The 23,670-nt window shown below is 56.1% G+C and carries 22 protein-coding genes; 9 read left to right on the top strand and 13 right to left on the bottom strand.

The features are described from left to right. Window positions 1-10: 10 nt before the first annotated feature. From ACR0A2_RS18655 to ACR0A2_RS18645, 3 genes are read right to left on the bottom strand one after another with little or no spacing between them, the layout of a single operon-like run. Window positions 11-913, bottom strand: a complete 903-nt coding sequence (locus ACR0A2_RS18655; RefSeq protein WP_170417832.1) for an ABC transporter permease — start codon at window positions 911-913, stop codon at window positions 11-13. Next, window positions 910-1,998, bottom strand: coding sequence for an ABC transporter ATP-binding protein (locus ACR0A2_RS18650; RefSeq protein WP_170417835.1), 1,089 nt, complete (start codon window positions 1,996-1,998; stop codon window positions 910-912). The genes ACR0A2_RS18655 and ACR0A2_RS18650 overlap by 4 nt, the downstream gene beginning before the upstream one ends. A gap of 60 nt (window positions 1,999-2,058) precedes the next feature. Continuing rightward, a complete protein-coding gene (locus ACR0A2_RS18645) occupies window positions 2,059-3,114 on the bottom strand; it encodes an ABC transporter substrate-binding protein (RefSeq protein ID WP_170602122.1) in 1,056 nt (351 codons plus the stop codon). A gap of 523 nt (window positions 3,115-3,637) precedes the next feature. On the opposite strand from ACR0A2_RS18645, the gene ACR0A2_RS18640 reads away from it, so the two are divergent. Then, on the top strand, window positions 3,638-4,270 hold the full coding sequence (locus ACR0A2_RS18640) for a tyrosine-type recombinase/integrase (protein ID WP_093037018.1): 633 nt from the start codon (window positions 3,638-3,640) through the stop codon (window positions 4,268-4,270). 122 nt (window positions 4,271-4,392) lie between these two features. Here the strand turns inward: ACR0A2_RS18640 and ACR0A2_RS18635 are convergent, their stop codons facing one another. The 5 genes from ACR0A2_RS18635 to repA form a co-directional block, all read right to left on the bottom strand. After that, window positions 4,393-6,054, bottom strand: coding sequence for a caspase family protein (locus tag ACR0A2_RS18635; protein ID WP_170417841.1), 1,662 nt, complete (start codon window positions 6,052-6,054; stop codon window positions 4,393-4,395). Window positions 6,055-6,383: 329 nt separating this feature from the next. Then, entirely contained in the window at window positions 6,384-7,493 is a 1,110-nt protein-coding gene (locus tag ACR0A2_RS18630; protein WP_170417844.1) for a Fic family protein, read from the bottom strand. Window positions 7,494-7,647: 154 nt separating this feature from the next. Further along, window positions 7,648-8,703 (bottom strand): helix-turn-helix domain-containing protein, encoded by a 1,056-nt coding sequence (locus ACR0A2_RS18625; RefSeq protein WP_170417847.1) that lies wholly within the window; start codon window positions 8,701-8,703, stop codon window positions 7,648-7,650. Window positions 8,704-8,880: 177 nt separating this feature from the next. Continuing rightward, window positions 8,881-9,849: a plasmid partitioning protein RepB gene (gene repB / locus ACR0A2_RS18620; RefSeq protein WP_170417850.1), complete on the bottom strand. Its 969-nt coding sequence runs from the start codon at window positions 9,847-9,849 to the stop codon at window positions 8,881-8,883. Next, window positions 9,849-11,033 carry a plasmid partitioning protein RepA gene (repA, locus tag ACR0A2_RS18615; RefSeq protein WP_170417853.1) on the bottom strand — a complete coding sequence of 395 codons (1,185 nt, stop codon included), beginning with the start codon at window positions 11,031-11,033 and terminating at the stop codon, window positions 9,849-9,851. Before repA ends, repB begins: the two co-directional genes overlap by 1 nt. Window positions 11,034-11,869: 836 nt before the next feature. Here repA and ACR0A2_RS18610 point away from each other — a divergent pair. Further along, the gene (locus tag ACR0A2_RS18610) at window positions 11,870-12,127 is read left to right on the top strand and encodes a type II toxin-antitoxin system ParD family antitoxin (protein ID WP_170417856.1); all 258 of its coding nucleotides are present in this window, start codon (window positions 11,870-11,872) and stop codon (window positions 12,125-12,127) included. Beyond that, on the top strand, window positions 12,124-12,468 hold the full coding sequence (locus ACR0A2_RS18605; RefSeq protein ID WP_170417859.1) for a type II toxin-antitoxin system RelE/ParE family toxin: 345 nt from the start codon (window positions 12,124-12,126) through the stop codon (window positions 12,466-12,468). Before ACR0A2_RS18610 ends, ACR0A2_RS18605 begins: the two co-directional genes overlap by 4 nt. A gap of 54 nt (window positions 12,469-12,522) precedes the next feature. Here ACR0A2_RS18605 and ACR0A2_RS18600 read toward each other — a convergent pair whose 3' ends face one another. Continuing rightward, window positions 12,523-13,578, bottom strand: coding sequence for a tyrosine-type recombinase/integrase (locus ACR0A2_RS18600; protein ID WP_170417862.1), 1,056 nt, complete (start codon window positions 13,576-13,578; stop codon window positions 12,523-12,525). A gap of 230 nt (window positions 13,579-13,808) precedes the next feature. On the opposite strand from ACR0A2_RS18600, the gene ACR0A2_RS18595 reads away from it, so the two are divergent. Then, window positions 13,809-14,474 carry a hypothetical protein gene (locus ACR0A2_RS18595; RefSeq protein ID WP_152460792.1) on the top strand — a complete coding sequence of 222 codons (666 nt, stop codon included), beginning with the start codon at window positions 13,809-13,811 and terminating at the stop codon, window positions 14,472-14,474. A 4-nt stretch (window positions 14,475-14,478) separates the two neighbouring features. Here ACR0A2_RS18595 and ACR0A2_RS18590 read toward each other — a convergent pair whose 3' ends face one another. Then, window positions 14,479-15,588 (bottom strand): transporter, encoded by a 1,110-nt coding sequence (locus ACR0A2_RS18590; protein WP_152460791.1) that lies wholly within the window; start codon window positions 15,586-15,588, stop codon window positions 14,479-14,481. A 237-nt stretch (window positions 15,589-15,825) separates the two neighbouring features. Here ACR0A2_RS18590 and ACR0A2_RS18585 point away from each other — a divergent pair, with 237 nt between their 5' ends. From ACR0A2_RS18585 to ACR0A2_RS18565, 5 genes are all read left to right on the top strand, one after another. Continuing rightward, window positions 15,826-17,820: a heme lyase CcmF/NrfE family subunit gene (locus tag ACR0A2_RS18585; RefSeq protein WP_152460790.1), complete on the top strand. Its 1,995-nt coding sequence runs from the start codon at window positions 15,826-15,828 to the stop codon at window positions 17,818-17,820. 4 nt (window positions 17,821-17,824) lie between these two features. Further along, the gene (locus ACR0A2_RS18580) at window positions 17,825-18,394 is read left to right on the top strand and encodes a DsbE family thiol:disulfide interchange protein (protein WP_152460789.1); all 570 of its coding nucleotides are present in this window, start codon (window positions 17,825-17,827) and stop codon (window positions 18,392-18,394) included. Further along, a complete protein-coding gene (locus ACR0A2_RS18575) occupies window positions 18,391-18,879 on the top strand; it encodes a cytochrome c-type biogenesis protein (RefSeq protein WP_170602091.1) in 489 nt (162 codons plus the stop codon). The genes ACR0A2_RS18580 and ACR0A2_RS18575 overlap by 4 nt, the downstream gene beginning before the upstream one ends. Continuing rightward, complete coding sequence (gene ccmI / locus ACR0A2_RS18570) at window positions 18,876-20,024, top strand: c-type cytochrome biogenesis protein CcmI (RefSeq protein WP_152460787.1); 1,149 nt, start codon at window positions 18,876-18,878, stop codon at window positions 20,022-20,024. Before ACR0A2_RS18575 ends, ccmI begins: the two co-directional genes overlap by 4 nt. Before the next feature lie 115 nt (window positions 20,025-20,139). After that, window positions 20,140-20,598 (top strand): ATPase, encoded by a 459-nt coding sequence (locus tag ACR0A2_RS18565; protein WP_152460786.1) that lies wholly within the window; start codon window positions 20,140-20,142, stop codon window positions 20,596-20,598. Between the two features lie 9 nt (window positions 20,599-20,607). Here ACR0A2_RS18565 and ACR0A2_RS18560 read toward each other — a convergent pair whose 3' ends face one another. The 3 genes from ACR0A2_RS18560 to ACR0A2_RS18550 all read right to left on the bottom strand — a co-directional run bounded on the left by ACR0A2_RS18560 (window position 20,608) and on the right by ACR0A2_RS18550 (window position 23,358). After that, complete coding sequence (locus tag ACR0A2_RS18560) at window positions 20,608-22,704, bottom strand: protein-disulfide reductase DsbD family protein (RefSeq protein ID WP_152460785.1); 2,097 nt, start codon at window positions 22,702-22,704, stop codon at window positions 20,608-20,610. A gap of 117 nt (window positions 22,705-22,821) precedes the next feature. After that, window positions 22,822-23,025 carry a hypothetical protein gene (locus tag ACR0A2_RS18555; protein ID WP_170602093.1) on the bottom strand — a complete coding sequence of 68 codons (204 nt, stop codon included), beginning with the start codon at window positions 23,023-23,025 and terminating at the stop codon, window positions 22,822-22,824. Window positions 23,026-23,034: 9 nt separating this feature from the next. Then, on the bottom strand, window positions 23,035-23,358 hold the full coding sequence (locus ACR0A2_RS18550) for a DUF2933 domain-containing protein (RefSeq protein WP_172978565.1): 324 nt from the start codon (window positions 23,356-23,358) through the stop codon (window positions 23,035-23,037). Window positions 23,359-23,670: the final 312 nt, after the last annotated feature.

The following is a 23,670-nucleotide window of genomic DNA, read 5'->3' as shown; positions in this document are numbered from 1 at the left end:
TTTCAGATCCTCAGCGCATAAACAGTTTGTCGAGCCCGAAGACACGGTTCATCAGCCAGATCATCGCCAGCGCCAGCAACAGCAGGACCACGCCCAGGGCTGATGCGGCCCCCCAGTTCGAATAGACTGTGATGGTGCTTTCGATACGCTGCGCCAGCATCTGAACCCGGCCACCGCCCAGCAAAGCCGGTGTGACAAAGAACCCAAGCGACAGGATGAAAACCAGCACGATGCCGGCAAAAAGGCCCGGCAGGGACATTGGGAAAAATACCCGCCAAAAGGCCCCGCGCGGGCTGGAACCAAGGCCCACGGCGGCTCGGACCAGGTCGCCGTCAATATTGCGCATAGTGGCGTAGAGCGGCAGAACCAAAAAAGGCAGCATGATATGCACCATGCCAATGATGGAGCCGGTCAGATTGTGCGCCAGTTGCAGCGGTTCTTCGATAATGCCAAGTGACATCAGCGACGAATTGATGATCCCATTGCGCTGCAAAAGCACCAGCCACGCATAGGTCCGCACCAGAACCGAGGTCCAGAAGGGGACCAGCACAAACACCATCAGAATGGCCGCTGTTTTGTTCGGCATCTTTGTCAGCCAGTAGCACAGCGGGTAGCCGAGAAGGACGCAAATCACCGTCACGGCAATGCTGATCTGAAACGTGACGACAAAGGTTCGCCGATAGAGAGCACTACTAAAGATGCGCGTGTAATTTTCCGTGCTCAGTTCGCCTGCCGCATTGAAAAACGACAGCGAAGACAGCCAGAAAATCGGCAGGAAGACGACGATCAAGATCGTCAAAACCGCAGGCATCGAAAGCCCAAGAAACGTCAGTTTTTCGCGGCGTTCTTCGGATTTGAGCGTGCTGGCATTCTGAAGAGTCCCAGCACCTTCATACGTCTCGGCGATACTCATGCCACATGTTCCGGTACGATGATCGTATCTTCGGGATGCAGGGCAAGGCCGATTTGCTCTCCCTTCGACGGCAACCCGGTTTGGCCCGCGCGATTGGCAGGCACACGCACATTGATCTGACCAGCGCTGTCGTGCTGAACGATCACTAGAACGCTGTCGCCCTGATAAATGATGTCATGCACTTGGCCGGACAGGTCATTGGCGGCGTCTGGCACCGCGCCTGCTGTGACTTCCAGCAACTCGGGCCGGATGATCAGACGATGGCCTCCGCTGCCCAGCGCAATAGGCGTATTGGATTTCAGAACGCGCTCGCCAAGCTGCGCCGTGTCATTCGCTACACTAACCGGCAGGGAAATGGATTCCCCGATAAAATCCGCCACAAAGAAACTATGCGGCTGGCGATAGAGCCGCTCAGGCGTCGCGATCTGTTCGATCCGCCCATGATTGACCACTGCAATCCGGTCCGACATCGTCAGGGCTTCGCGCTGGTCATGGGTCACGTAAACGACAGTTGCATCCAGCTTTTCATGCAGCGCCTTCAATTCGATTTGCATATGTTCGCGCAACTTCTTGTCGAGCGCTGACAACGGCTCATCCATCAGAATGATCTGCGGCTCAAAAACCATGGCGCGGGCAAGGGCCACGCGCTGTCTTTGTCCCCCGGATAATTGCGTGATGCGCCGGTCGCCATAACCGCCCAGCTGCACGGTCTCCAGCGCGCGCTCGGCGCGGGCCTTCTGATCGCTTTTGGACACCCCGCGAATTTTCAACGGATAAGCCACGTTTTCTGCGACCGTCATGAACGGAAACAACGCATAGCTTTGGAACACCATGCCAAGGCCGCGCTTGTGGGGCGGCGTTGCAATCATTTCCTGTTCGCCAAACCGGATCGACCCGCCATCAGGACGCACAAATCCGGCCAGCGCCATCAAAAGCGTCGTCTTGCCGGAGCCTGATGGCCCCAGCAATGTCAGGAACTCGCCCGCGGCGATGTTCAAAGACACGTCATTCAGCGCTTTGACCGATCCGTAGGCCTTGCACAGGTTGGATATATCGATGGGAAGGGAGTGGGCTGCAGGTGACATGGGGGCTCCTAACCTGACAAAAATGGGCGCAGCACAAGATGTGCCGCGCCCAGATATTTTTTACTGTTGGATCAGCGTGTCAAACTCTTCGGTCAACTCGCCCAGCTGGCCGATGTAAAAGTTCGGATCGACCAGAAGCTGCTTGCCATAGTTGTCGGGATGTGTGTTGACCTTCACTGCCATCTCATCCGAGATTATCCCGGTGCCGAAGGCACCCGAATTCACCGGACCCAACGGCATGGTCACCGCCAGCCTCGCCTGTGCTTCGGCGCTCAGCAATTCGTTGATAAGGCGCATCGCGTTGTCTTTATTCGGAGCCCCCTTGGGAACCAACAAGCAGTCCACGTCCATCGTGCCGCCATCAAAGGCATAGGCCACATCAATGCCCGACGCGATCACGCTTTCTACGCGGTTATGGCCCATATGGATCACGTCCACTTCGCCGTCACGCAGCAACTGCGCCGATTGCGACCCGCCGCGATACCAAACGGTAACTTCGGGGGCAATCTCACCCAGCTTGTCCCATGCGCGCGCCTTGCCCTCATTCGTGGCCAACGTGTCATAGATCTCGGCCATCGGCACACCATCCGCCATGAGCGCGGCTTCGAGGTTATAGTTCACCTTGCCGTGCATACCGCGCTTGCCGGGGAAGTTTTCCAGATCCCAGAACTCTGCCCAATTGGACGGGCCATTGTCGCCAAATGCATCCTTGCGATAGGCAATCACCTTGGTGAAGTTGATGAAGCCGATGTAATTGTCATGGATCAGCTCTTTCGGAATGCCTGTGGTGTCAACAATCGAATAGTCGATCGGCTCAAGGCTGCCTTCCCGGCTCAGGGTTTCACACGAAGGCAAATCCTGTTCTGTAACGTCCCATGCAACGGCACCCGCCGTGATCTGCGCGCGCACGTCCTGAATGCCGTTTGTCGTATCTTCCTTGACAGTGATATTCAGCGCACCAGCGGCAGGTTCCAGCATGGCTGAGCGCAAGGCATCCTGAAACGAGCCTCCCCAGGACGCAAACACGACCTCTCCCTCGGCAAAGGCAGGCGAAGCAATGGCCAGGCCACCTGCCACTAGCGCCGTGGTGAGCTTCAGTTTTTGGTTATCTTTCATCATGTCAGGCTCCTCCCGAACTGTTGGTTGGTTTGTGGCTTCGCGACATGCGCGGCTCCACATAATCATTCGCAATCGTTTCATCTAGCAAAACGTCATTTCAGTTTTACTAGAGCTGATGTTGGAATTGGTCAAGGATTCTTTTGCCCCGTAGGATTCACACTCCCGTTTCCTGAGCATCAGAGCCTGGAAAATCTCGCAATTCGCGCATTGGTGCAGCATTCATCTGGGTTCGATCTTGCACATATGGCGTCTGAAGCGATCTTCGTCTGACCCGAAGTTAACTGCCACCGATTGAAGCATTTGGTGGAACGTGCGGACCGCAAACTCTCACTCGCTTTGCGTTGATCCGCGAATTTGAGTGGCAGCTTCTTGACAGTATGCGCCAATTGATCCTGACGACAGAATTGGTCAATTTGGGCTCAGCCCCGACCTCGGATGCGACGCAGCATCCCGTGATATGGAGGCATCGTCAACGTCAGGTTGTCGTTGTGGGAGGGCATGGCGGATCGGAGGATCAGTCATGGAAACACCAAACTTACCGGCCATTCGTGCGCTTCGCCCGGCTTGGAACAAAGGGCGCATCGTTGGGCAAAAACGGCCACTGAAACCAAAACACGTCTGGGCAATCCGTGTTCGACTTGAACTCGCCGAGAACCATCGGGACCTGGCGCTGTTCAATATGGCAATCGACAGCAAACTGCGTGGCTGCGATCTCGTGAAGATGAAAGTCGTCGACGTGATGGCGTCCGGCCAGATCAAGGAACGAGCTTCGGTGTTGCAAAGCAAAACGCAGAAGCCGGTTCGTTTTGAAATCTCCGAAGGCACACGCGCCTCGGTTGAAAAGTGGATGGAAGATGAGCTCATGGTCGGCTCGGAGTACCTATGGCCGGGTCGTTTCCATGAACGCTTGCACATCTCGACACGCCAGTACGCCCGGATCGTCCGGGATTGGGTCACGTCGATCGGTCTGGAGGCCAGTGCATACGGAACGCATTCGATGCGGAGGACAAAAGTCACACAGATCTACAAGAAGACCGGCAACCTGCGGGCGGTCCAGCTGCTACTTGGGCACACCAAGATGGACAGCACCGTCCGGTATCTCGGTGTTGAGCTGGAAGATGCGCTTGCGATCGCAGAGGCCATTGAAATCTAACAACTTGGGCCGTCTTCGCGGACGGCCCAAACAAGACCTTGGCGAAATCTGCGGCGAACAGCGACGAGGAGCCCAGAGCGACGGTCTTCTTGCGGAGCAGGCAAGGACATCGCTTTAAAGTTTCAACTGACACGGCGTATTAGAAAATTCAGAAAAAACTGCCCGTCAATCCTGCGCGGCTCGTAGACAAGCCTTCTTCCTGGCGAAAGTCCTTCGGGCAGTTTGACGCTTATATTGACCTTATAGGGTGTCGCCTGCCCGAAATGCGAACTCAATGTGAAGCGCAATTTCAACTGACCGGAGTCATCGAATTTGCCAGTGAAGTCCCTAAACCAAGGCCCTTCGGCCGCAAAGCCTTGGGCAGATAGCAAGGTCAGCTTGTCTCCATTGCGATTGATGCGCAAGGCTGCAAGTGGCTCGATTTTTCCGGGGAAATAGGCCTTGTCGGGCCGACTGGTTGTTTGCCAATAATCATCGTCCCATCTGCGTCTGATTAAGACAATGTAGTCACCATCAAAAGTCGCGAAAGACGGCGCGACCAACTGATTACAGACTCTTCCTTGCTCTCCTCGAAGTGCGGCAAGAGTTTCACTGGTCTCGAGGCTCTCAGGCGTCAGTCCAAGATTCTCTCTAGCGCTGATATACCGAGAGAAAGCAGATCTCGTGCGTGGGCCCGCAACACCGTCCGCTGTGCCAGCGCTGCAGCCAACGCGATTTAGCTCAGTTTGTATATCACGGATCAGGCTGCGCGTCTCTGTATCATCCTTCGCGCTTTGAGGCGATGTCGGCACAAGAGCTGCTACTTTGTCTCGCGCAGTACTACTGTTGCCCGGCACTTCGTCCTTCTGGTGCTCAGCAAGCAAGTCGTCCCGCAACGAAAGGGCGAGCGCGACTGCAAAATGATCCCTTTCGCCTTCGTATCGCTCCAGAAACATCTCGATCGCATCAAGCCTTCCGAGCGAACGCGCAAGTTCAAAGTCCGCATAAATCTGGTCTTCGACACGCTCAATTTCTTCCTCTGGCGTCGAGCCTGCAGCCGCATCTGGAACAAGAAAAATGTCTCTGGCGGGAAGCGAGCCATAAGTAAATGGCTCCTGATAGCCTTCTGTCAGAGTGTAAACCCTGTCGCGGACTCGCCGAAACAACTTGCCAATCTCAAGTCCGGGTTCCTCGATGTGGTTGAGCAGAGCCTGAGCATAGGGGCTGTTGCGGCCATCGCCGTCAAGCGCCAGCGTTCCGCTCCTTGCAGCATATCCAACCAACACACCTCCCGGATCGATACGTGCAAGTCCGCGTCCAATTGAGCGGGTGCTGTTTGTGCGCTCCATAGTCGCGAGGAATGGATTGTTGCGGCAGGCGTCAACCAACACGATCTTCAAGCCGGGTGCGCCCGCGATGGAGCTAATCAATGTGTTGAGGCGGATTGCCTCGAGTTCGATGTCACGGTCGCTCCGCAGTTCCGCACTGACAGGGATCAGGAAGTTCGTGTTGTCCAACTCGATGCCGTGGCCGGCGAAGTATACGATGACCGACTCGGCGTTTTTTGCCTTTTCTCCAAAGTCACGTATGGCAAGGCGCATGTCGCGGTAATCCAGATCAAGACCTGTTGTGACCTCAAACCCGATCCTGCGCAATGCCTCTGCAATGTCGATCGCATCATTCGACGGGTTTTTGAGATTGCTGACATGTTGGTAGTTCGCATTGCCAATTACCAAGGCAACTTTGTCCGCCAGCACCATCGCAGGCAGAAAACAAAACACAACTGAGAACAGGATACGCTTCATGTGAAATATCGCCGTTAACGCGTCTACCATATGAACGTTTCCACACTTTCGGAATTCAATCAATATGACCGGCGTGGACAAGCTCTAGCTCGGCTTAGGCCGCATAGCGGAGTTCGGGATTGACACGACGAAGGTTCGTTTCCCGCCCATTGCGCCAGTTTCGGCATGGACCATTCATATGAAGTACGAACTCGGAGCCGCCTTGCGGCGGGACAGAAAGATGCTCGCTTGGGAAGCTATCTAAACGTCAGCTTCCGCATTTCCTGCGAGCATGCGTAGCGACTGCAGCGAACTTCCACTTCCCGCGCTTCGTGCCGTACTTCAGCCCCCTACCCGTCCCGATCTAGCTTTAACCAATATCGCGTGTACCGGAGTTCACCCGTTCGGATCAAAGCGCCCTTCTCTACCAGGTTCTGGAGATCCCGCGTTGCTGTGGCGCGCGATGTTCCCGTGATCGAGATATAGTTCTCAGCGCTCAATCCCCCTGTGAACCCATCCGGCCCAGCCTTGAACAAACGGGCGATTACCTTGCTTTGGCGAGTGTTGAACTGATCACGGTACCGATCATAGAAGTGCGTCTTGGAAATAAAGAAACCAACCCGCTCAAGCGTCACCTGCTGTGCTGTAAGGACAGTTTCGGCAAACCAGACGAGCCACGGTGTGACTTCCAGCGTCTTTTGATGGCGTTCGAGTTGGTCGTAGTAAGCCTTCCGCTCTCGCTCGATCGTGAAAGCAAGGGCAATCAGACTTGGCTGACCGATATTCTGGGCCAAGGACTTTTCAGCCAGCGCCCTACCCAACCGGCCATTGCCGTCCTCAAAGGGATGAATGCTCTCGAAATACAGATGGCTCAAACCGGCCCGGATCAGTGCGCGCAATGGTTCGGGACCATCCGGTGCGGTCCGGTTGAACCAGGCTACGAACTGGTCCATTTCAGCCGGAACCTGATGTGAAGGTGGAGCTTCGAAATGCACCGTTGGGCGGTCGAGCCTGCCTGAGACGATTTGCATCGCATCCTCATGGCTCCGGTATGATCCAATCGTTTCCAGATGCCTGTCATGGGACAGAAGCATGTCATGCCACCGAAACAGGGTGTCGTGTGACAGTGGTTCCGAATAGTTGGAATAAACATCCACCATCATTTCAGAAACGCCCTGCTCGCGCGGTTTGGATGGATAGCTGTCGGGAGCCAGTCCAAGATGTCGGCGCAAGGAAGATTGCACGCTGAGACGATCCAGCATCTCACCTTCGATCGCGCTGGTCTTCATTGCTTCTTCGCTTAGCAGGTCGATACGCAATTGATCTCGATCCGATGTGTTCACATGATGAACCGCTCCAAGAACTTCCCCTGAGGACAACAGGAACTGTTGCTCGTATGGTTCGAGTCTTGCGGCGTCGTAACGAAAGGTAGGCCAGTCAGGGTTCTGCCAGTTCCACATCGTGAGGTATAAGCTTCCTTTCTATAACTCACTATTTATGGTTGCGTGATTTATAGAGGTCAATCCTATAGCTCACCTTTTTCAGACCCTTCGATCCAGTCATCACTTGGAGGTGTAATCTGAAAACGGTAAATTTCATCCTGTTTCCCCAAATTTACGTAGCATTGGATGTCCGCGAGAGCATTGCCTTTGGAGACAATTCGCCCTTTTCGATCTTGGCCAGCAACGAAATCAGGTAAGCCCCTGGAGATTGTATGTTCTCAGCACGTTGAAAGATGTATCCGAGAACAATGAAGCGAATAGCTGGGCCAAAAGTTGATTTCATTGCATACCAGGTTTGGCCAAGCCGTAGATACTCGGCGATATCATCCATAAGCCGATCACAGTGGTGCTGATCTTTTGCAAAGCGTAGTTCTGAGCATAGCCGTGGAAAACTGCGCTCCATTTGGTCTGGAGAAACCTGAATCTGAGAAAGCTTTTCTTTCTTAACTTCCGGATTCAAAGAGTCCTCTTTGTGCCCCTCAATTTCACTGTCACTGGCCCTCAAATTTTCTGTATCAGTCTGTGTTATCTCGGAGATTTCCACAGAGATTTCTGCCAACAGCTCGCTGAGTACATTCGCATCTGGTTTGCGACGCAGAGCATTGCGTACGGTGGTCACCAAATCAGAGATCGCGGTGTCATTTGCTACGAGTTCCTTAAGGCGCGCCAGAGCGGCGGAAACTTTGTCACGGAGTACAGTGAACTCGAGAACGCGATCAGCATGCCTCTGGGCTTCCTGAATGAACTCAGCGTGCCGTTCAGACAAAGGCATCAAGGAGAGCCCAGTTGCGGTGACCACCCTGCCCTGGCGATCCCGGCGCGCCCATCGCTTACCGTTTGCGCTCATGACGCGGCGGATAAGTCCAAGGTCCACCAGCGTCGAGATATGACGCTCAACTGTCTGCACGCTGACATGAGTTCGTTTGGCTATCGCCGCGTTGGACGCGAAACAGATGTGATGATCATCCTGGTCCGCAGCAATCTGATCACCGCCCATAAAGGAAACCATCGCTCTCAGGACATTGAGAGTTGTGGATTTTAACCCAAGAGGTTCTCTGGCCTCTTCAACGGCGCGAAGAAGTATCCATTTTTTGGGCGTACTGTTCCCCTGCCCTGCCGTTCCCGACAAGGTCGCTCCAATTGGAGCCAATGCTGTTAGTGTTTTCATGATTATCTATCGGCAGACAAAAATTACCCGTTCGCTCAAGAGCGTTTTTTCTTGTGTGGCGATTCGGGTGCTGCTAGATTCTAGGTGTCTAATCTAAGAATTGCGCTTTGCGCAGCAGCCCTCGAAGCTCCGGTTTCGGGGGTTTTGTTTGTTTGCCTTCCTCCTTTCTGCTCGTCCTCAGTTCTTTTTCTTGGCGTTTACAGCTGTAAACTCAGCGTGTGAGCGCTTAATGATTTCAGCCATGTTTTCGTCCAACCAGCTAGCGAAGCCAGCGTTAGCTCCGGTCCTTTTGACCGAAACAGTTAGTGATCCGTTGGTAGATTTGATTGTAACGCCTTCGATTGGGTTGAGTTCGGCTGCACCTTCTCTTTGTCTTGCACCGCGTTTGGCAGCTGCTTTTAGGAGCATTTCCAGCCGATCATCTGACGACATCGATGGCTCAATGGTTGCAAGAAGATTTGCAGCTTCATCTTCCGCTAGCTTGCCTGCAACGAAGTGCTCTGCAAGCACGGTCCATTTTGGGCGGCCTGATTTTGGGGCTGCGCCGATCATGTCACCAATCTTTGCAGGAACATGTTGCGTAATTTTTGTCAGGTGAGACAGCCCTGATTTCGAAACGTTCAATACTTGCCGCACCGTTGCCGTGTCATGCCCGGAAGTCAGGATCGCCTCGGCGAAACGTGCTTTCTCGTAGAAGGAAAGATTGCGCCTCGCAGCATTCTCAAGCCCTTTGGCGAGAAGCGCTGAAGCATCGTCGATATCCTGAACATTGGCGCGGACTTTAATACCAAGTTCACGACAGGCTTTGAGCCTCCTCCGTCCATAAATTGCCTCGTATCGACCGTCGGATTTCGATCTTCTGACAAGAATGGGAACTTGTTGGCCACCGTCTTGTATACTCGACATCAAGCTTTCAAAACTATCGTCTTCTTCGTCAATGTTTACAGCTGTAAACTCACCGAGCCTATCGGCAGGCCCCCAGTCGTCGATCAGAGCAGGGTCAATTTCCCTGATTGCGGCAAGAGAGCCCTGAAGCGCACCAAGAGCAGGGGCATTGGGTTTTGGAGTTTTATCGATGGCCTTGGGGCCAGAGCGCGCGATGGTGTTTGCGATCCCCGACATCTCCTGAAGCGACTTTCTAGCCATTAGCTGCGTCCCCATGCTTGATGGATCATTTGCTCTACCTCAGAGCCGATCGCATCCATTGAGTTCTTTGCCCGATCATAAGTTGCGCGTGTCATTTCTGACCGCACGACTTCGTAAATTGATTGTTTGAGCATTGTGGCGTCACTGACCGCGGTGCTTTTGAGGGCTGTGGCTGACATAACGCGATCCTGAAACAGTGCCCGCATGAACGAAGCCAGTTGTTGAGACGGTACGTCTGTTGGCTCGTCACGCGTTATCAGGAATTTGAAGTTGTCGTATTCGAGCGTAGCGCCGGCATCTTCAATGACTGCCATGTAAGCACCAGCGAGTTCGAGAAATTGAGCCGTCGAAGACACGTCCAGCATCGAAGGTGTAAGTGGCACAAGCAATGAACTGGCGGCCGCCATCCCAGCAATTGTCAAGAATCCTAGCTGAGGTGGGCTATCAATCAGAACAAGGTCAAAATCTCCTTCCACCTGGGCCAGGGCATTCCGTATTCTTGTAAAGAACGGATGGTCTGGGTTGGAGTGAACGGCAGATTCTGTCTCAAATTCGGAAAGAACAAGCCGTGACGGAGCCACAGAGAGACCGGGGAAGTACGTCGGAAGCACGACGTCCGCCATATCTACCGGATCTTCATATCGAATAGCATCGTAAATCGTCAGCCCGTCAAACTCTATTTCGGGGCTTATGCCGCACATGGATGTAAGAGAGCCTTGAGGATCCAGATCAACAGCCAGCACACGGTAACCGCGAAGCGCAAAATAGTGAGCCAAGTGAATTGTTGTGGTGCTCTTACTGCTGCCGCCTTTGAAGTTCATCAACTGCCAGACTTGGAGCTTTTCTCCTTCAGTCCGGCGAGGGACATAGCGCCCTTTTTTGCGTGAGGTTTTCTCAAGCGTTTCGCGAGCCTCCCAAAGTTCTTGGGCAGTATAGTAACGCCTACCGCTGCGTACGTCATTCGGTTCAGGAATCGTTCCCTCTGCGTGGACTTTGCGCATGAATTGACCTGAGACTCCTAAGAGTTCAGCAGCTTCTGGCGCTGCAAAATTTCGCAGTGATTTGGTGTTGTCGGGGGCAAATGCAGCAAGTAGATGTTCCCGGATAGCCGAGTTTAATCTCTCAGATATTTCCGTGGCGAGTGCCGATGGTCTTTCTGCCGCAAGTGGTGTCACGGGAATCATGTAGTTGCCTCAAATTAAAGAATGTGGTCATTTTTGCGCCACTTGAGATAAACAGCCGTGATTCATAGCACTAAGTCAAGGATTTTCGCCTATATTGTAGGTTTTCCAACGCGGAGGACTACATACGCTTTGCATCAGAGCAGGGTGGTTTACAGTTGTAAACTCGGTTGAGCGGGATCATGGGTTCTTTCAGTCGATGAAGTTCTAACGTAGGCATGCGAAGGCATTCCTGTAAAACTCCTCCCTATGCTCCGCTTTGAGTAGAACGCCTCTAGCATGGAGTTGGAGTGAAGGCCGAACGGCTTTTGGCGCAAATTGCGCAATTGGGAAGGGCAGGGAGCTAGTTGAGCTGATTGGTCAAATTCTCTCACCAACAATTTCGTTATCGAGTTTTCTGCGATACCAACTTCGTAACAATACTTCTGCGCCAGTACGGGAGTACGATGCGGTGAGAATGGCATGGCGATCTGGGTCAGATACACCGAGCTCAGCCCGTGCGCAGAGGAAAACACGCGAACATTCCGGCTAGAGTCAGCCGCTCGCCAATTGCCCAAGAAATGGCATACCGTGAGGGCGGGGTTTCGGGAATTGTGCGCCTGTAAGTTGCGACGGAACACGGAACTGTCCTCGATCCAGTGCAGCTGTGCTTGCGCGGCGCGGCTTTTGACGCAAGTCTCTACCGTCATTGGATTCATATGGGATCACAGACATGATCCGTGTGTTCACGTCCCATTAGCGTCCATAAAACCAGCTTGCTCGAATTAGTGATTTTGGGCTCCTCAATCGTTGAACAGACGGTCTCGTTGGCATATATTGCCAAAAAGGAGGCTTACGCCATGGTAACCCGCAATGTTGTACTTACAGAATCGCAGGATCAACTGGTGCAGAATCTGGTTGCGTCCGGTCGATATCAGAACGCCAGTGAAGCGTTGCGCGCCGGCCTTCGGCTTTTGGAGCGGGAAGAAGCGGGGCTGGAGTCTCTCAAACAAGGCTTGCAGGAGGGTGTAGCGCAGGCTCAGGCCGGAGATTTGGCAGAAGGCAGGGGTTCGGATGCGATCCGTCGTGCCTTTGCAAGGGCACGAGCCAAGGCGTGACCAGACCCTTTCGACTGACACGCCGCGCTGAATCCAGCCTGGTGGAAATTGCCCGATGGACCATCGACAAGTTTGGATCGCATCAAGCCGATCTTTATGAACAAGAACTAATAGCGCGCTGTCAGGCCATCACAGAGGGCAGGGTGGCCAGCCGAAGTTGTTCTATATTGGTCGAAGAGGCGGCGGATCTCAGATATGTGCGCGCAGGAGAGCATTTCCTGGTTTATCTGGATCAGCCGGACGCGGTGATCATTGTTGATATCCTGCATTCCCGTTGCGATCTGCCGCGACATGTTTCCGCGCTGGCCACGTTAACAGATGCGACAGGAAACAAGACATAGGCACAGCAGCCGGAGTTTCCCTCAAGCGGGGATTATTAAATAGTCAGTAACTACTCACCCCAGTAGATCAGTCGCCGGGTTATCCGCGATGTCCACATCGTCGTAGTATTTCTGCGCCTGGGCCATGGAGCGATGCAGGGAGAGGCGCATCGCGGCCTGGATCGGGGCGCCGTCCAGCGCGGCCTGGGTCAGGAAGCCCGAGCGCAGCCCATGGGGGGAAGCGAACCCGTCCGGCAGGCCCGCCAGTTTCGCCCGACGCTTGACGATCTGCGCGATGGCATCCGGGCTGAGGCGGCGGGTTAACACCCGATCGGCTTTTGAAACAGGCCGGAACAAGGGGCCGTCCTGAATCTCACCCACCTCGATCCAATGGGCCAGCGCTTGGGCTGCGCGGCCTTTCAACACCAGCCGCGGCGTTTCACCTTTGGTTGTCGTCTTGGTCTCCAGCAGTGAAATCCAAACCAGGCTTTTCTCGTCGAACTCCTTCAGCGAGACGTCTTCAAACATCAACCCGGTGATCTCCGAGCGCCGTCTACCACCCGAAGCCCAACCCAGCATCAAGATGGCGCGGTCGCGGCAATCCCGCCGGGACCCCCGACAAGTGGACAGCAACTGCTCGAGCACATCGCGGGTAATCGGTTGCTGCGATTTTGGGGCAGGGGGCCGGGCGGCGGCGCGGCGCGCCTTGGCACGGGCCTGCTTCACCTGCGGCGCATCAAAAGGGCTGGTCAGGTTCTTCATTCGATGAAAGGCCAGCCAGGAGGCGATGCGCCGGTCCAGCGTAGAAGGGGCCGGGCAGGCGAGGGACTTGCGTAGCCCTTGCGCGATCAACATCTCGGCACTCTGACGCGCGACATCCTCGGGCGCGGCATCTCCCAGATCGCGGGCGTGATCGAGAATGAAGGCCAGCGCTGTGGCCTCGCTCTCGGGCCAGTCCAACGGCACTCCGAACCGTGCTGCCTTCCAGGCCGTTACATAGAGCAAATCGCGCTCATAGGCCCTGAGCGTGTTGGCGGGTGTGCCGCGGACATAGAGATCGGTCAGGGCGTCCTGGTCAGACTGCGACAGGGCAGGGGAGGGGGCGGGGAGATAGGGCTCAGGGGTGCTCATACGGCCCACTCTGCGCCCATTTTCCCGCAAAATCAATTATACTTGATAAGGGATACTTATCAGATGTGATTGTGATTTATGAGTGCGCCAAAAGTAACGATCAAAACGGTCTATTTTTGCGCGTAAGGCGGGTCGAGGGCTTGCGGAATAATATAATCGAAGGTTCTGTGGCAGGTCTGTGACCCATTTGGCATCGACATTGCGCTGGAACCGTTGGCAAACTAAATGAAATGAACAGATATTTTGCCACTGAATTGCCTTTCTGGAAGTTTGCCAGAAACACGCTGATCGTCAGTTGCCTCGCGTTGTTTCCGCTGTTGGCCATCTTCGTTTTGCGCACGCCGGGCTTTGCGACGCACCTCCTGAACAGTGGTCCCGCGTTTGTTCGGTTTTTGCGCCAGGTGGTGACGAACGGGTTGCCGGTCGTGTTCCTCGTAAATTATCTCAGCTTTTTTCTTTTCGCAGTTGGGGTAAGGGCGCGGGGCAAATGGGCCATCCCGGCCCGGTATCTGCTGATTGACCTGCTGCTTCGGGCCGTCCTGTTCATCGGGCTGCATGCGCTGATCTACGCGCTTTCGGCGGACTGGTTCGGGTCTTTCGGCGGTGATCCCGTAGTGGCGTTGCGGGTAGTCGGTCCGACGCTGGTGCGCTCCGCCTACTTCGAGAACATCTCAGGCGTTTACCTGTACGCCACGCTGGTCGGAGCGCTGCCACTGTACCTATCCGTTGTTCAGAGCCAGATCGCCCACGGTACTGGATTTGCGGCCCAACTGGCACGTCGCGTACCCGGGCGCGGCGGACCTGTGATATTGGCCCTTCTACTGATGGCGGTGTCAGTGGTCGTTCTGACCACCGCGGCGGCGCTGATTGTCCGTTTACAGTCGGTTTGGGGCTGAAGGGTCAGAACGCCCTGCGTATCGCGAAGGAGACTGTGTAATCGCGTTCAAGCTGGGGCCCATCCAGATCTTGATACGCCGGGATCACGCCCTCGATACCCAGACGCGTGCCCGCCAAAACGCCCGATCCCGACACAAGGTAATTCACTCCGATTCCGATGCTCAGAAACTGTCCGCCGCGCAGGGTCGGATCGGCGGTGGGCACCATGCCTGGGTTCAGGCGTGCATCCGACCCGTCAATGTTTTTGACGATGTCGCCGACCACCCGCAACGAAGAGCTGAACTGATCATTCCAGCGCCGTGCACCCCAAACTGTTGCTGAATAGACGTTGCCCAAGGTGTAACCGGCATCATTCTCACCCATCCGGATCATGGCGGCCAGCTGGGCGCCCCACGACCAATCCGCGTTCTGGCCCGTATAGGTGACGCCCGGCAGCAGGTCGTAAGTGCCTGAACCCAGTTGCATGGGGTAGGGCAACAGCTGGTCCGGCCCGGCCGGTGTGGTGTCGGTCTCGTCTATCGAGCCGGTCGGCAGACTGAGGCCAAGAGATAGTTCCAGCACCTGCCCGTTGGATTTGTAGATATCATATCCGCCGATGATCTTCAGATCGCCAAACCCCTGTGCCTTGGTCTTAAAGGTCTGGCCCATGCGGGTCTGGTGCTTCATCGTCTTACGTGTATAGGGCAGCATCGCCATCACTGAGATTTCGTCGGTCACACCGTACATCAGGCCGACCATCGCCATGTTCATGCTCATGCTGAGCGGCGCGATCGGATACTGCGACAGCACGTCCGAGGTAGACAGCGACTGCGTTCCGGTACGATTTCCGTTCATCTCCATGTTCATGTAAGAGAACACCGGCATCAAAACACCCTCAGGCGGATGCATACCGCCAACGACACCCGTTGGCGGTACCGCGTCGGGGCGCATCATCGTGGACATGCTTCCCATACCTGACATGTTGCTGGAGGCTTGCGAGTTCATCGCCACGTTGTCAGCCGGACGGTTTTCAGGTTGGGCCATGGCAGGTGACCCGAGGCTCAGCCCCCCAGCCAGCATTACGGCCTGGAGGCGTTGCCAGACGCACAAAATCTTGCTGTTGTTCCGTGTCATTTTGCCCTCGTGTTCGTTTGTTTCCTGAATCCGTGTCCTGAAAACAAAATGTTCGGTACGCCCATTGGTGAAGCCGGAATGGTGGGGGTCTCCAGCGCTGGAAGGTCAAGGCCACCGGCCAGACTTGCGCTCGTCAAGAATGCATCAGCCGGAGGGGGGTGCGGCAATAATGCGCTTGACCCTCCAGCGCTGGATTGTCGGACAAGGCCGCAAAACCGGAAATCCGGAGGGATTGGAATGATACCGGAAATCGGGCAGTTCGCCCTGGCGCTTGCCCTGGCCGTGTCCTTGGTGCAAAGCGTATTACCCTTGATTGGAGCAGCCCGGAACAATGTCATGTGGATGCGATCGGCATCTGCGACCTCGGTCCTGCTGACAGCGCTGGTTGCTATCGCCTTCGCCGCTCTAATGTGGTCCTTCGTGGTCAGCGATTTCACTGTGCTAAATGTGGCCAGCAATTCTCATTCGCTGAAACCGATGCTTTTCAAGGTGGCTGCGACCTGGGGTAGCCACGAAGGGTCGCTGCTGTTGTGGATTCTGATATTGGTGATTTTCGGGCTGGGTGTGTCTCTGTTGGCTCGGAACATCCCGCTGAAACTCAAGGCGCGCACTCTGGCAGTGCAGGCCTGGATCAGTGCGGGGTTCCTGTCATTCATGCTGTTCACCTCGAACCCGTTCGACCGGGTGTTTCCGGCACCGCTGGATGGTCAGGATTTAAATCCGCTGTTGCAGGATGTCGGCCTGGCTATGCACCCGCCGTTCCTATACCTGGGTTATGTCGGCTTCTCGATCGTATTTTCTTTCGCCGTGGCTGCCCTGATTGAGGGGCGGGTCGATCCGGCATGGGCGCGGTGGGTCCGACCCTGGACATTGGCGGCCTGGGTGTTTCTTACACTTGGTATCGTTCTGGGCAGCTGGTGGGCCTATTACGAACTGGGTTGGGGCGGCTGGTGGTTCTGGGATCCGGTCGAGAATGTCTCGTTTATGCCCTGGCTTGCTGGCACAGCGCTGTTCCATTCGGCCATTGTGACCGAAAAGCGCGGCAGCTTCAAAAGTTGGACGATCCTACTGGCCGTTTTGACCTTCTCGTTGTCCTTGTTGGGGACATTCATTGTCCGCTCAGGCTTGCTTACATCGGTCCATGCGTTTTCGGTCGATCCCGAACGCGGCATTTACATCTTGGCGCTGTTGGCTGTCGCGATCGGTGGTTCATTGACGCTGTTTGCCATACGCGCACCGGAGATGGAGGGCGGCGGTCTTTTTGCCCCGATCAGCCGCGAGGCCGGTTTGCTTATTAACAACCTGCTGCTGGCCACCGCAACGGCGACGGTTCTATTCGGTACGCTTTATCCGCTTTTGCTTGAGGCTGTGACAGGTGAAAAGATTTCGGTTGGACCACCTTATTACAACGCCAGTTTCGTGCCGATCATGCTGGTTCTGGTCGTTGTAATGGGGATTGGGCCGCTGTTGTCATGGAAGCGGGCGGATTTGCGCGGTGTTCTGGGCCGGCTCAAATGGGTGGCCGGGGTTAGCCTGCTCGTAGCGTTGCTTGTGTGGTATCTGGATACCGGCGGCCCAGCCTTGGCGGTAGTGTCGATCGGCCTTGCGGTTTGGTTGCTGGGCGCTGTGCTGACAGAGTGGGCCAGCCGAATTAAATTGGGTGAGGCGCCGTTGGCCGAGTCCCTGCGTCGGGCCCGCAACCTACCGCGTTCTCATTACGGCATGGTCGTGGCCCATGCGGGGTTGGCTGTCTGTATGATCGGCTTTATCGGGTCCAGCGCTTGGAAATCCGAGGTCGTGACTTTTGCCGAGCCCGGAACACAGATTGAGATAGCAGGGTTCGACGTGCGTTTTGACGGTGTGGAACAGCTTCGCGGTCCGAACTATCTGTCTCGCACGGCCACACTGACGGTATTTCGCGATGGCGCTTATGTCACCACGCTTCAACCCGAGCGCAGGGCCTATCTCGTGGCGGGTACCAGTACGACCGAGTCGGCAATTCGAACGACGTTGGCAGGGGACCTTTACGCCTCGATATCGGAACCGGCGGCGGAATCAGAACAGAGCAAATGGACCCTGCGTATCTTGTATGAGCCATTGGTGGTCTGGATCTGGATAGGTTCAGGATTGTTGGCATTGGGTGGGGTCTTGTCACTCACCGATCGGCGTCTACGCGTCGGTGCACCACGAAAACGGACTGGGCAGGGCTCCATTCCGGTGGCGGCGGAGTAGGGCAATGAAACGTCTATTTGCACTGTTCCCAATTACGATTGCCGGCATCCTGGGTGCCTTCCTGCTATGGGGACTGAATCCCGATCGCGATCCAAACGAAATCCCGTCTGTTTTGATCTCGCAGCCGGTGCCTGAGTTCGACTTGCCGCCGGTCGATGGGCTGGATACCCACGGGCTGTCCAGTACCGATCTGGTGGAAAATGACGGGTCAGTTCCGATCGTGGTCAACGTGTTTGCGTCCTGGTGCGTGCCCTGCCGGGCCGAACATGCGGTGCTGACGCGTATGGTGCGCGATGAGGGCATTCGCCTGATGGGCATTAACTACAAAGACAAGCCGCAGGGCGCGCGGAAATGGCTCGACGATCTGGGCAACCCTTATGAGCGCATCGGTTCCGACCTGGACGGCCGAGCCGGGATCGAATGGGGGATTTCCGGCGTACCGGAGACCTTTGTGATTGATGGCGCGGGCAAGGTCGTATTCCGTTTTGTCGGCCCGGTGCTGGGCGACGAGGCAATTTCAAAGATGCGCACCGCGCTGGATCAGGCGCGGGCGGTCGGAGGAGAGGCGTCATGATACGTCGAATTGTAATTACCGCAGTCACTCTGGCGACGCTGGTGTCGCAGCCGGCATTCGCGGTTGAGCCCGACGAGATACTTGTAGATCCGGTTTTGGAAGAGCGGGCCCGGGCGATTTCAAAACAGGTGCGCTGCGTGGTGTGCCAGAACCAAGACATCGACAGTTCCAACGCCGGGGTGGCGCGCGACCTTCGTCTGCTTGTGCGCGAACGGCTGGTGGCAGGTGACTCGGACCAGCAGGTTATGGATTTTCTGGTTGCGCGTTATGGCGACTATGTTCTGTTCAACCCGCCATGGAAGCCATCAACTTACATTCTGTGGGTTGCGCCTATCGTCATCCTGGGGCTGGGTGGTATCGCGACTGCAGCGGTATTGACCCAAAATGCGCGCCGATATCGGAAGTCGCGAAAACAAGAGACGGAACGCGGCGCGAGCGAAGAACGGAATCCCGAAAACCATTCACTCACGGAGCCGCGCGCATGATCTGGATTATCTTTTCATTCATGGCCGCGGCGGTGTTTCTGACGCTCGCCCTCTCCGGTATGGGGCGCAAGACCTCGGACTTGTCGAGACGCGAAAGCGCCTCTGCCATCTTTTCCGACCAGATCGGCGAAGTTGAGAAGGACCTTGAACGAGGAATTATCTCGGCCGAAGAAGCCAAGGCCGCCAGAGCCGAGATAGAACGTCGCCTGAAGGCGATTGACCGGCAATCGGACGACAAAGCGATGATGGGCCATTCCGGGCGTGCACTGATTCTACTTGCCGCGCTGGCAGTTCCAGCACTCGGAGCCGGTCTTTATTGGCAACTGGGTAATCCCGACATCCCCAGCCAGCCATTTGCCCAACGCGAGGGGGAGCAGGCGGAAGCCCGTGAAATCGCCGACCTTGCCGTGCGCCTGAAGTCGCGGCTCGAGGCGGATGAAACCGGCGGACCAACCGAGGGATGGGTGTTGTTGGCTCAGACCTATATGCGTATGGGACGCTTTGGAGATGCCGCAGACGCGTTCGAGGGGTTGCTGGACCGACCCAATGCGAATTCAGCGCTGGTGTCGCAATATGGCGAGGCGTTGGTCTATGCCGATGACGGTGTCGTTACGCCCAAGGCCGATCGGGCGTTTGAACGAGCCTTGGAACTGGACCCATCGAACCCAGCAGCGACATTCTACAAAGCCGTTGGTCTGGAGCAGGCTGGATCGCCTGATGAGGCCTATGATCTACTGAAGACACGGATCGACGCCGAAGAGGAGTTCCGGCCATGGATGGAGAGTTTTGTGGCCCAGCTTAACCGCATCGCCCCGTCGATCGGACGGGCGCCGGTGGATCTGGCGGCTTTTGCCCCTTCCATGCCCGGCCCAACTGCCGATCAAGTGGCGACGGCCGAGGAGATGTCCGACGAAGATCGGCAGGCCTTCATCCGCTCGATGGTCGAACGGCTGGCGAGCCGGATGCAGGAAAACCCAGGCGATCTGGACGGCTGGATGCGGCTGGGCAACGCCTATTCGGTGCTGGGCGAGACCGACGGCGCCCGGAACGCCTATGGCAGGGCAAGGGATCTGGCGGATGACCTGCCGCAGGAGGATCCGCGCAAGGTGGCAATCGACCGGGCATTGCTGGAACTGGGGGGTTGAATCCCGCAGCCTGGCGTGGGTCGGGCCGGCGCCGACTTTGCGCTTCGATGCCCAGTGAGCATCTGGAAAATGCCGGTTTAGGCTTTCGCATGCCGATCTTTAGGAGGTTGAGACCATGAAAGTTGAAACGTTTTCTGATCTAATTGTCTGGACGCGGGAAATGCATCATTGGCTCGCTGAATGTTTGGCCCACTGTTCGACACAGTCCGAGCAGGAACTGGTCAGGATGTTGCTTACCTACCTCGCCGACCATGAGGCTGCTTTGGAGAAAATCATCGATGGCTTCGTGAAACGAGCCGATCCCAAAGCGCTCAACACGTGGGTATATGACTATTTGGGCCATGAGCCGATCGACCCACATCGCACCTGCGACAGACCGTTCGCACAGATGAGCGTCGATGAGATCTGCGAAGCGGTCTTCGATCTTCACAATCAGGTGATCGATTTATATCGGTATTTGCAAGGGCGTGCCGAGATACCCGAGGCACGCGAACTCCTTCAAGCACTACTGGATATGGAAGAGCACGAGACCATGCGTTTGGCGCAGCAGAGCAATCGCATCCGGGATATGTGAACTCCGGGGTCAGGATCCGCTTTCCACAGCTCCGCCCGCAATCGGCGCGGCCTGTTCCATCGCGCCGAGAATGGCGTTCGTGGTCAAGATCTCTGGCAGGGCGATGCCTTCGGGGGCCGACGGGCCGTAGACGATGTTGAAGGGGATCCCGAACCGGCCATTGTCCTCAAGGAACCGGGCGATCACATCGTCGGGGCGGGTCCAGTCGGCCTGCATCGGAATTGCTTTGTCCGATTGCAGTGTTGCCAGAACCTCGCCGCGTTCCAGAACCAGCGCTTTGTTGGCCTTGCAGGTCAAACACCAATCGGCTGTGACATCGACGAAAACCACCTCGCCGCGCGAAACAAGGCGGGCGATTTCGGAGCGGCTGAAGGTAATCCATGGGATCTCTCCGGCTGGCTCAAGCAGCTTGGACCGGTCTTTGCCGGCAATCACAACCGGTGCAGCAAACGCTGCGGTCAGCGTCAGCAACAGGGCTGTCCAGCGCAGAACGGGTGGCATCATCGTACTTTTCCAGATCAACAGGACCAGCACAGTTGCAGCCAGCACGGTAGCAGTTGCAGCAGTGTCTCCGGCCACCCCGACCATCACCCAGACCAACCAGCCGATCGTGGTCAGCAGTGCCGCCGACAGGGCCCATTTTAATCCCACCATCCAACGCCCCGGTTTAGGCAGAGCGGCGGTGAGTTTCGGGTGTACTGCAACCAGCAAGTAAGGAATGGCCAGCCCAACCCCCATTGCGGTGAAGATCGCCACGATATCCACCGGTCGGCCGGTCAAGGCAAAGGCCACCGCCGTGCCGAGGAAGGGGGCCGAGCAGGGCGTCGCCAGAACTGCTGAAAAAGTTCCGGTCAGGAAATCCCCGACCAGCGACACGCGGCCCTTTTCGACATGGGCCAGCCGGGTGTTCAGCGACTGCGGCAGCGTGATCTCGAACAGGCCCGCGAGGCTGGCTGCAAAAACCGCCAGCACCACGATCATCACCGCAAGGAAAAGCGGATTCTGGAACTGGATGCCCCAGCCGACGGAATAGCCCAGCGACCGCGCCGCAATGGTGATAGCCGCCAACAGCCACATGAATGTCAGGATTCCGGCTGCCGAAGCCAGGAACCCGGCGCGAATCTGAGCCGCAGAGCGGTCGCGAGCCTTTACCGCCGAGGAAAGCTTGATCGAAAGCACTGGCAGTACGCAGGGCATGACATTCAGAATCAACCCGCCGCCCACCGCCAGCAAAATGATCCAGACCAGCGCGCTGGCTGAAGTTTCGGCGGCCGCGATCTCATATGGTGGCGGGGTAGGGGGAGCGTCGGTACGGGGCGAAAACTCGGCCACGCGGTTGGTGTCGGTAACCGTGACGGACAAGGAGGGGGGGGCCTGTGCCAGAGCGAGGACCGGGAATTGCACCCATAGCTGACGCCTGTCGCCAGCGAGCCGGATGTCGGGTGCACCAAACGCGGTATCACGTCCCATGTCGGGAAAGACATCAGGCGCATCAAAGGGCAGGTCGCTGGTGAAATTCAGCGTCAGCATCTCGGACTCGGTATCCAGAGTCGCAGCGTCGGACTTCATTCCGCTTGTGTTTCCCGTGGTTGGCACCCGCGACAGAAAGGCATTTATAAGCCGGGCCGAGTCCTGATCCCGACCCGTTCCCTGAGTCAGCGACAAGTCCAGCGAAAACTCGACCGGCACACAGATATCGGAACAGATCAGCGTTGTCACAGCGGCCTTCAAGTCAACTGGCGCTCCGGGGTTCTCGAGTGTGACGGTCAGCGGAAAGACCACTTCGTCCTTGTACCCGAAATTCTCGATCCCGAAGGCGCGAAAACGGATCGGCGCGGGCCAGTGAAACTGTACGTCGCTGACGTTTTGCGAGCCGTTCCAAGTGATCTTGGGCGGAATTCCCACCTCACCAGGCGATTTCCAGTAGGTTTTCCAATCTTCGCCCAGTTTCAGATGCAGTCCTGCAGTGATCGTCTTGACGTCAGGCGCGATCCCGTCCTGCGCGGTAATTATGTGTGCGATCAGGGGCTCTGATTCATACGCTTGGGATGTAGCTGCAAGGCTTGTCCCGGCGGAAGTCTGGCCAAAGATTAACCCCAAGATCATAATACATAAATTTAGGAGTGTTCTTGCCATTGCGCGTTGCCATCGGTTGTTTTGCACCCGTCTCTGCCAGATTCCAGCGCTGGAGGGTCAACGAGCCGGAATGTCACATCCCCACGATCAGCTCACGAAACCTTCGCGCCCGTCTTCGCAGATGAAATAGGCCCCGCCATCCGCGCCCTCCCATTGAACCCGGCAACCTTGGGGCAGGGCGTATTCAGGCTGCGGCGGTTGCAGCGGGCATAGTTTAGGGCGTGGTGCGCAAGCCGCCAGCGAAAGAGCGGCCAGCGACATGGCGGCCAACCTTGAGCACCAAAGCTTCATGATTGAAGATTATTGCCGGTGTACTGGGTTCGGTCCGACCGCGGCGTCTGTTGCCTTTGGTCTTTCCGATTCAGATTTGTTCGAATGACAGGATTTTCCCATCGCCTTGTGCATAAAGAAATGGGCTCCGAGGCACAGGATCAACGGTGCGAAAAGACCCAAGGATTCAGAAAGCCCGCCAACCGTCCCGCCGGCGATGAAGTAGAGAACGATCGGCGTTATCATGGCAATGCAACATACCATCATGCCCCATTTCAGGATCTTGCCGCCGCTAACCGGTGTTGACGCCTGCGGCGCGTCTGCAATCTGATTTTCTTTCACATTCAACTCCAAAATTCGGATTGGAGACCTCTGCTAACGCCTTCCCACGATGGAAGGTCAAGCTGTTTTGGCGCGAAGCGAATTTGACGCTGTCAAACCAGTCCAGCATTTGCTTGGGCCTTACTTGGTGCATAGACACGGCCGGAACAGGGAAGATTTTAGGGGTATGAACAGCAGGCATTGTCGTCCCGACGCTTGGTGAAGTTTCAGGTTAAACACGAAGCTGCCTAGGTTACTTTATGCCTTGAAAACTCGCGGGTGGGTCGAAGCGGTATCGAACGAATAATTGAATGGACAAATCTTCCCCCGTCGCGGATTGTCTAA

The sequence above is a fragment of the Ruegeria sp. H8 genome (assembly GCF_056532905.1).
The sequence above is the reverse complement of the archived record's forward strand: the minus strand, read 5'-3'. Positions and strand labels throughout refer to the sequence as shown.

Coding starts and splice junctions, on each gene's coding strand:
- ACR0A2_RS18655 (WP_170417832.1), bottom strand. CDS start 913: ATGAGTATCGCCGAGACGTATGAAGGTGCTGGGACTCTTCAGAATGCC.
- ACR0A2_RS18650 (WP_170417835.1), bottom strand. CDS start 1,998: ATGTCACCTGCAGCCCACTCCCTTCCCATCGATATATCCAACCTGTGC.
- ACR0A2_RS18645 (WP_170602122.1), bottom strand. CDS start 3,114: ATGAAAGATAACCAAAAACTGAAGCTCACCACGGCGCTAGTGGCAGGT.
- ACR0A2_RS18640 (WP_093037018.1), top strand. CDS start 3,638: ATGGAAACACCAAACTTACCGGCCATTCGTGCGCTTCGCCCGGCTTGG.
- ACR0A2_RS18635 (WP_170417841.1), bottom strand. CDS start 6,054: ATGAAGCGTATCCTGTTCTCAGTTGTGTTTTGTTTTCTGCCTGCGATG.
- ACR0A2_RS18630 (WP_170417844.1), bottom strand. CDS start 7,493: ATGTGGAACTGGCAGAACCCTGACTGGCCTACCTTTCGTTACGACGCC.
- ACR0A2_RS18625 (WP_170417847.1), bottom strand. CDS start 8,703: ATGAAAACACTAACAGCATTGGCTCCAATTGGAGCGACCTTGTCGGGA.
- repB (WP_170417850.1), bottom strand. CDS start 9,849: ATGGCTAGAAAGTCGCTTCAGGAGATGTCGGGGATCGCAAACACCATC.
- repA (WP_170417853.1), bottom strand. CDS start 11,033: ATGATTCCCGTGACACCACTTGCGGCAGAAAGACCATCGGCACTCGCC.
- ACR0A2_RS18610 (WP_170417856.1), top strand. CDS start 11,870: ATGGTAACCCGCAATGTTGTACTTACAGAATCGCAGGATCAACTGGTG.
- ACR0A2_RS18600 (WP_170417862.1), bottom strand. CDS start 13,578: ATGAGCACCCCTGAGCCCTATCTCCCCGCCCCCTCCCCTGCCCTGTCG.
- ACR0A2_RS18595 (WP_152460792.1), top strand. CDS start 13,809: ATGAACAGATATTTTGCCACTGAATTGCCTTTCTGGAAGTTTGCCAGA.
- ACR0A2_RS18590 (WP_152460791.1), bottom strand. CDS start 15,588: ATGACACGGAACAACAGCAAGATTTTGTGCGTCTGGCAACGCCTCCAG.
- ACR0A2_RS18585 (WP_152460790.1), top strand. CDS start 15,826: ATGATACCGGAAATCGGGCAGTTCGCCCTGGCGCTTGCCCTGGCCGTG.
- ACR0A2_RS18580 (WP_152460789.1), top strand. CDS start 17,825: ATGAAACGTCTATTTGCACTGTTCCCAATTACGATTGCCGGCATCCTG.
- ACR0A2_RS18575 (WP_170602091.1), top strand. CDS start 18,391: ATGATACGTCGAATTGTAATTACCGCAGTCACTCTGGCGACGCTGGTG.
- ccmI (WP_152460787.1), top strand. CDS start 18,876: ATGATCTGGATTATCTTTTCATTCATGGCCGCGGCGGTGTTTCTGACG.
- ACR0A2_RS18565 (WP_152460786.1), top strand. CDS start 20,140: ATGAAAGTTGAAACGTTTTCTGATCTAATTGTCTGGACGCGGGAAATG.
- ACR0A2_RS18560 (WP_152460785.1), bottom strand. CDS start 22,704: ATGATCTTGGGGTTAATCTTTGGCCAGACTTCCGCCGGGACAAGCCTT.
- ACR0A2_RS18555 (WP_170602093.1), bottom strand. CDS start 23,025: ATGAAGCTTTGGTGCTCAAGGTTGGCCGCCATGTCGCTGGCCGCTCTT.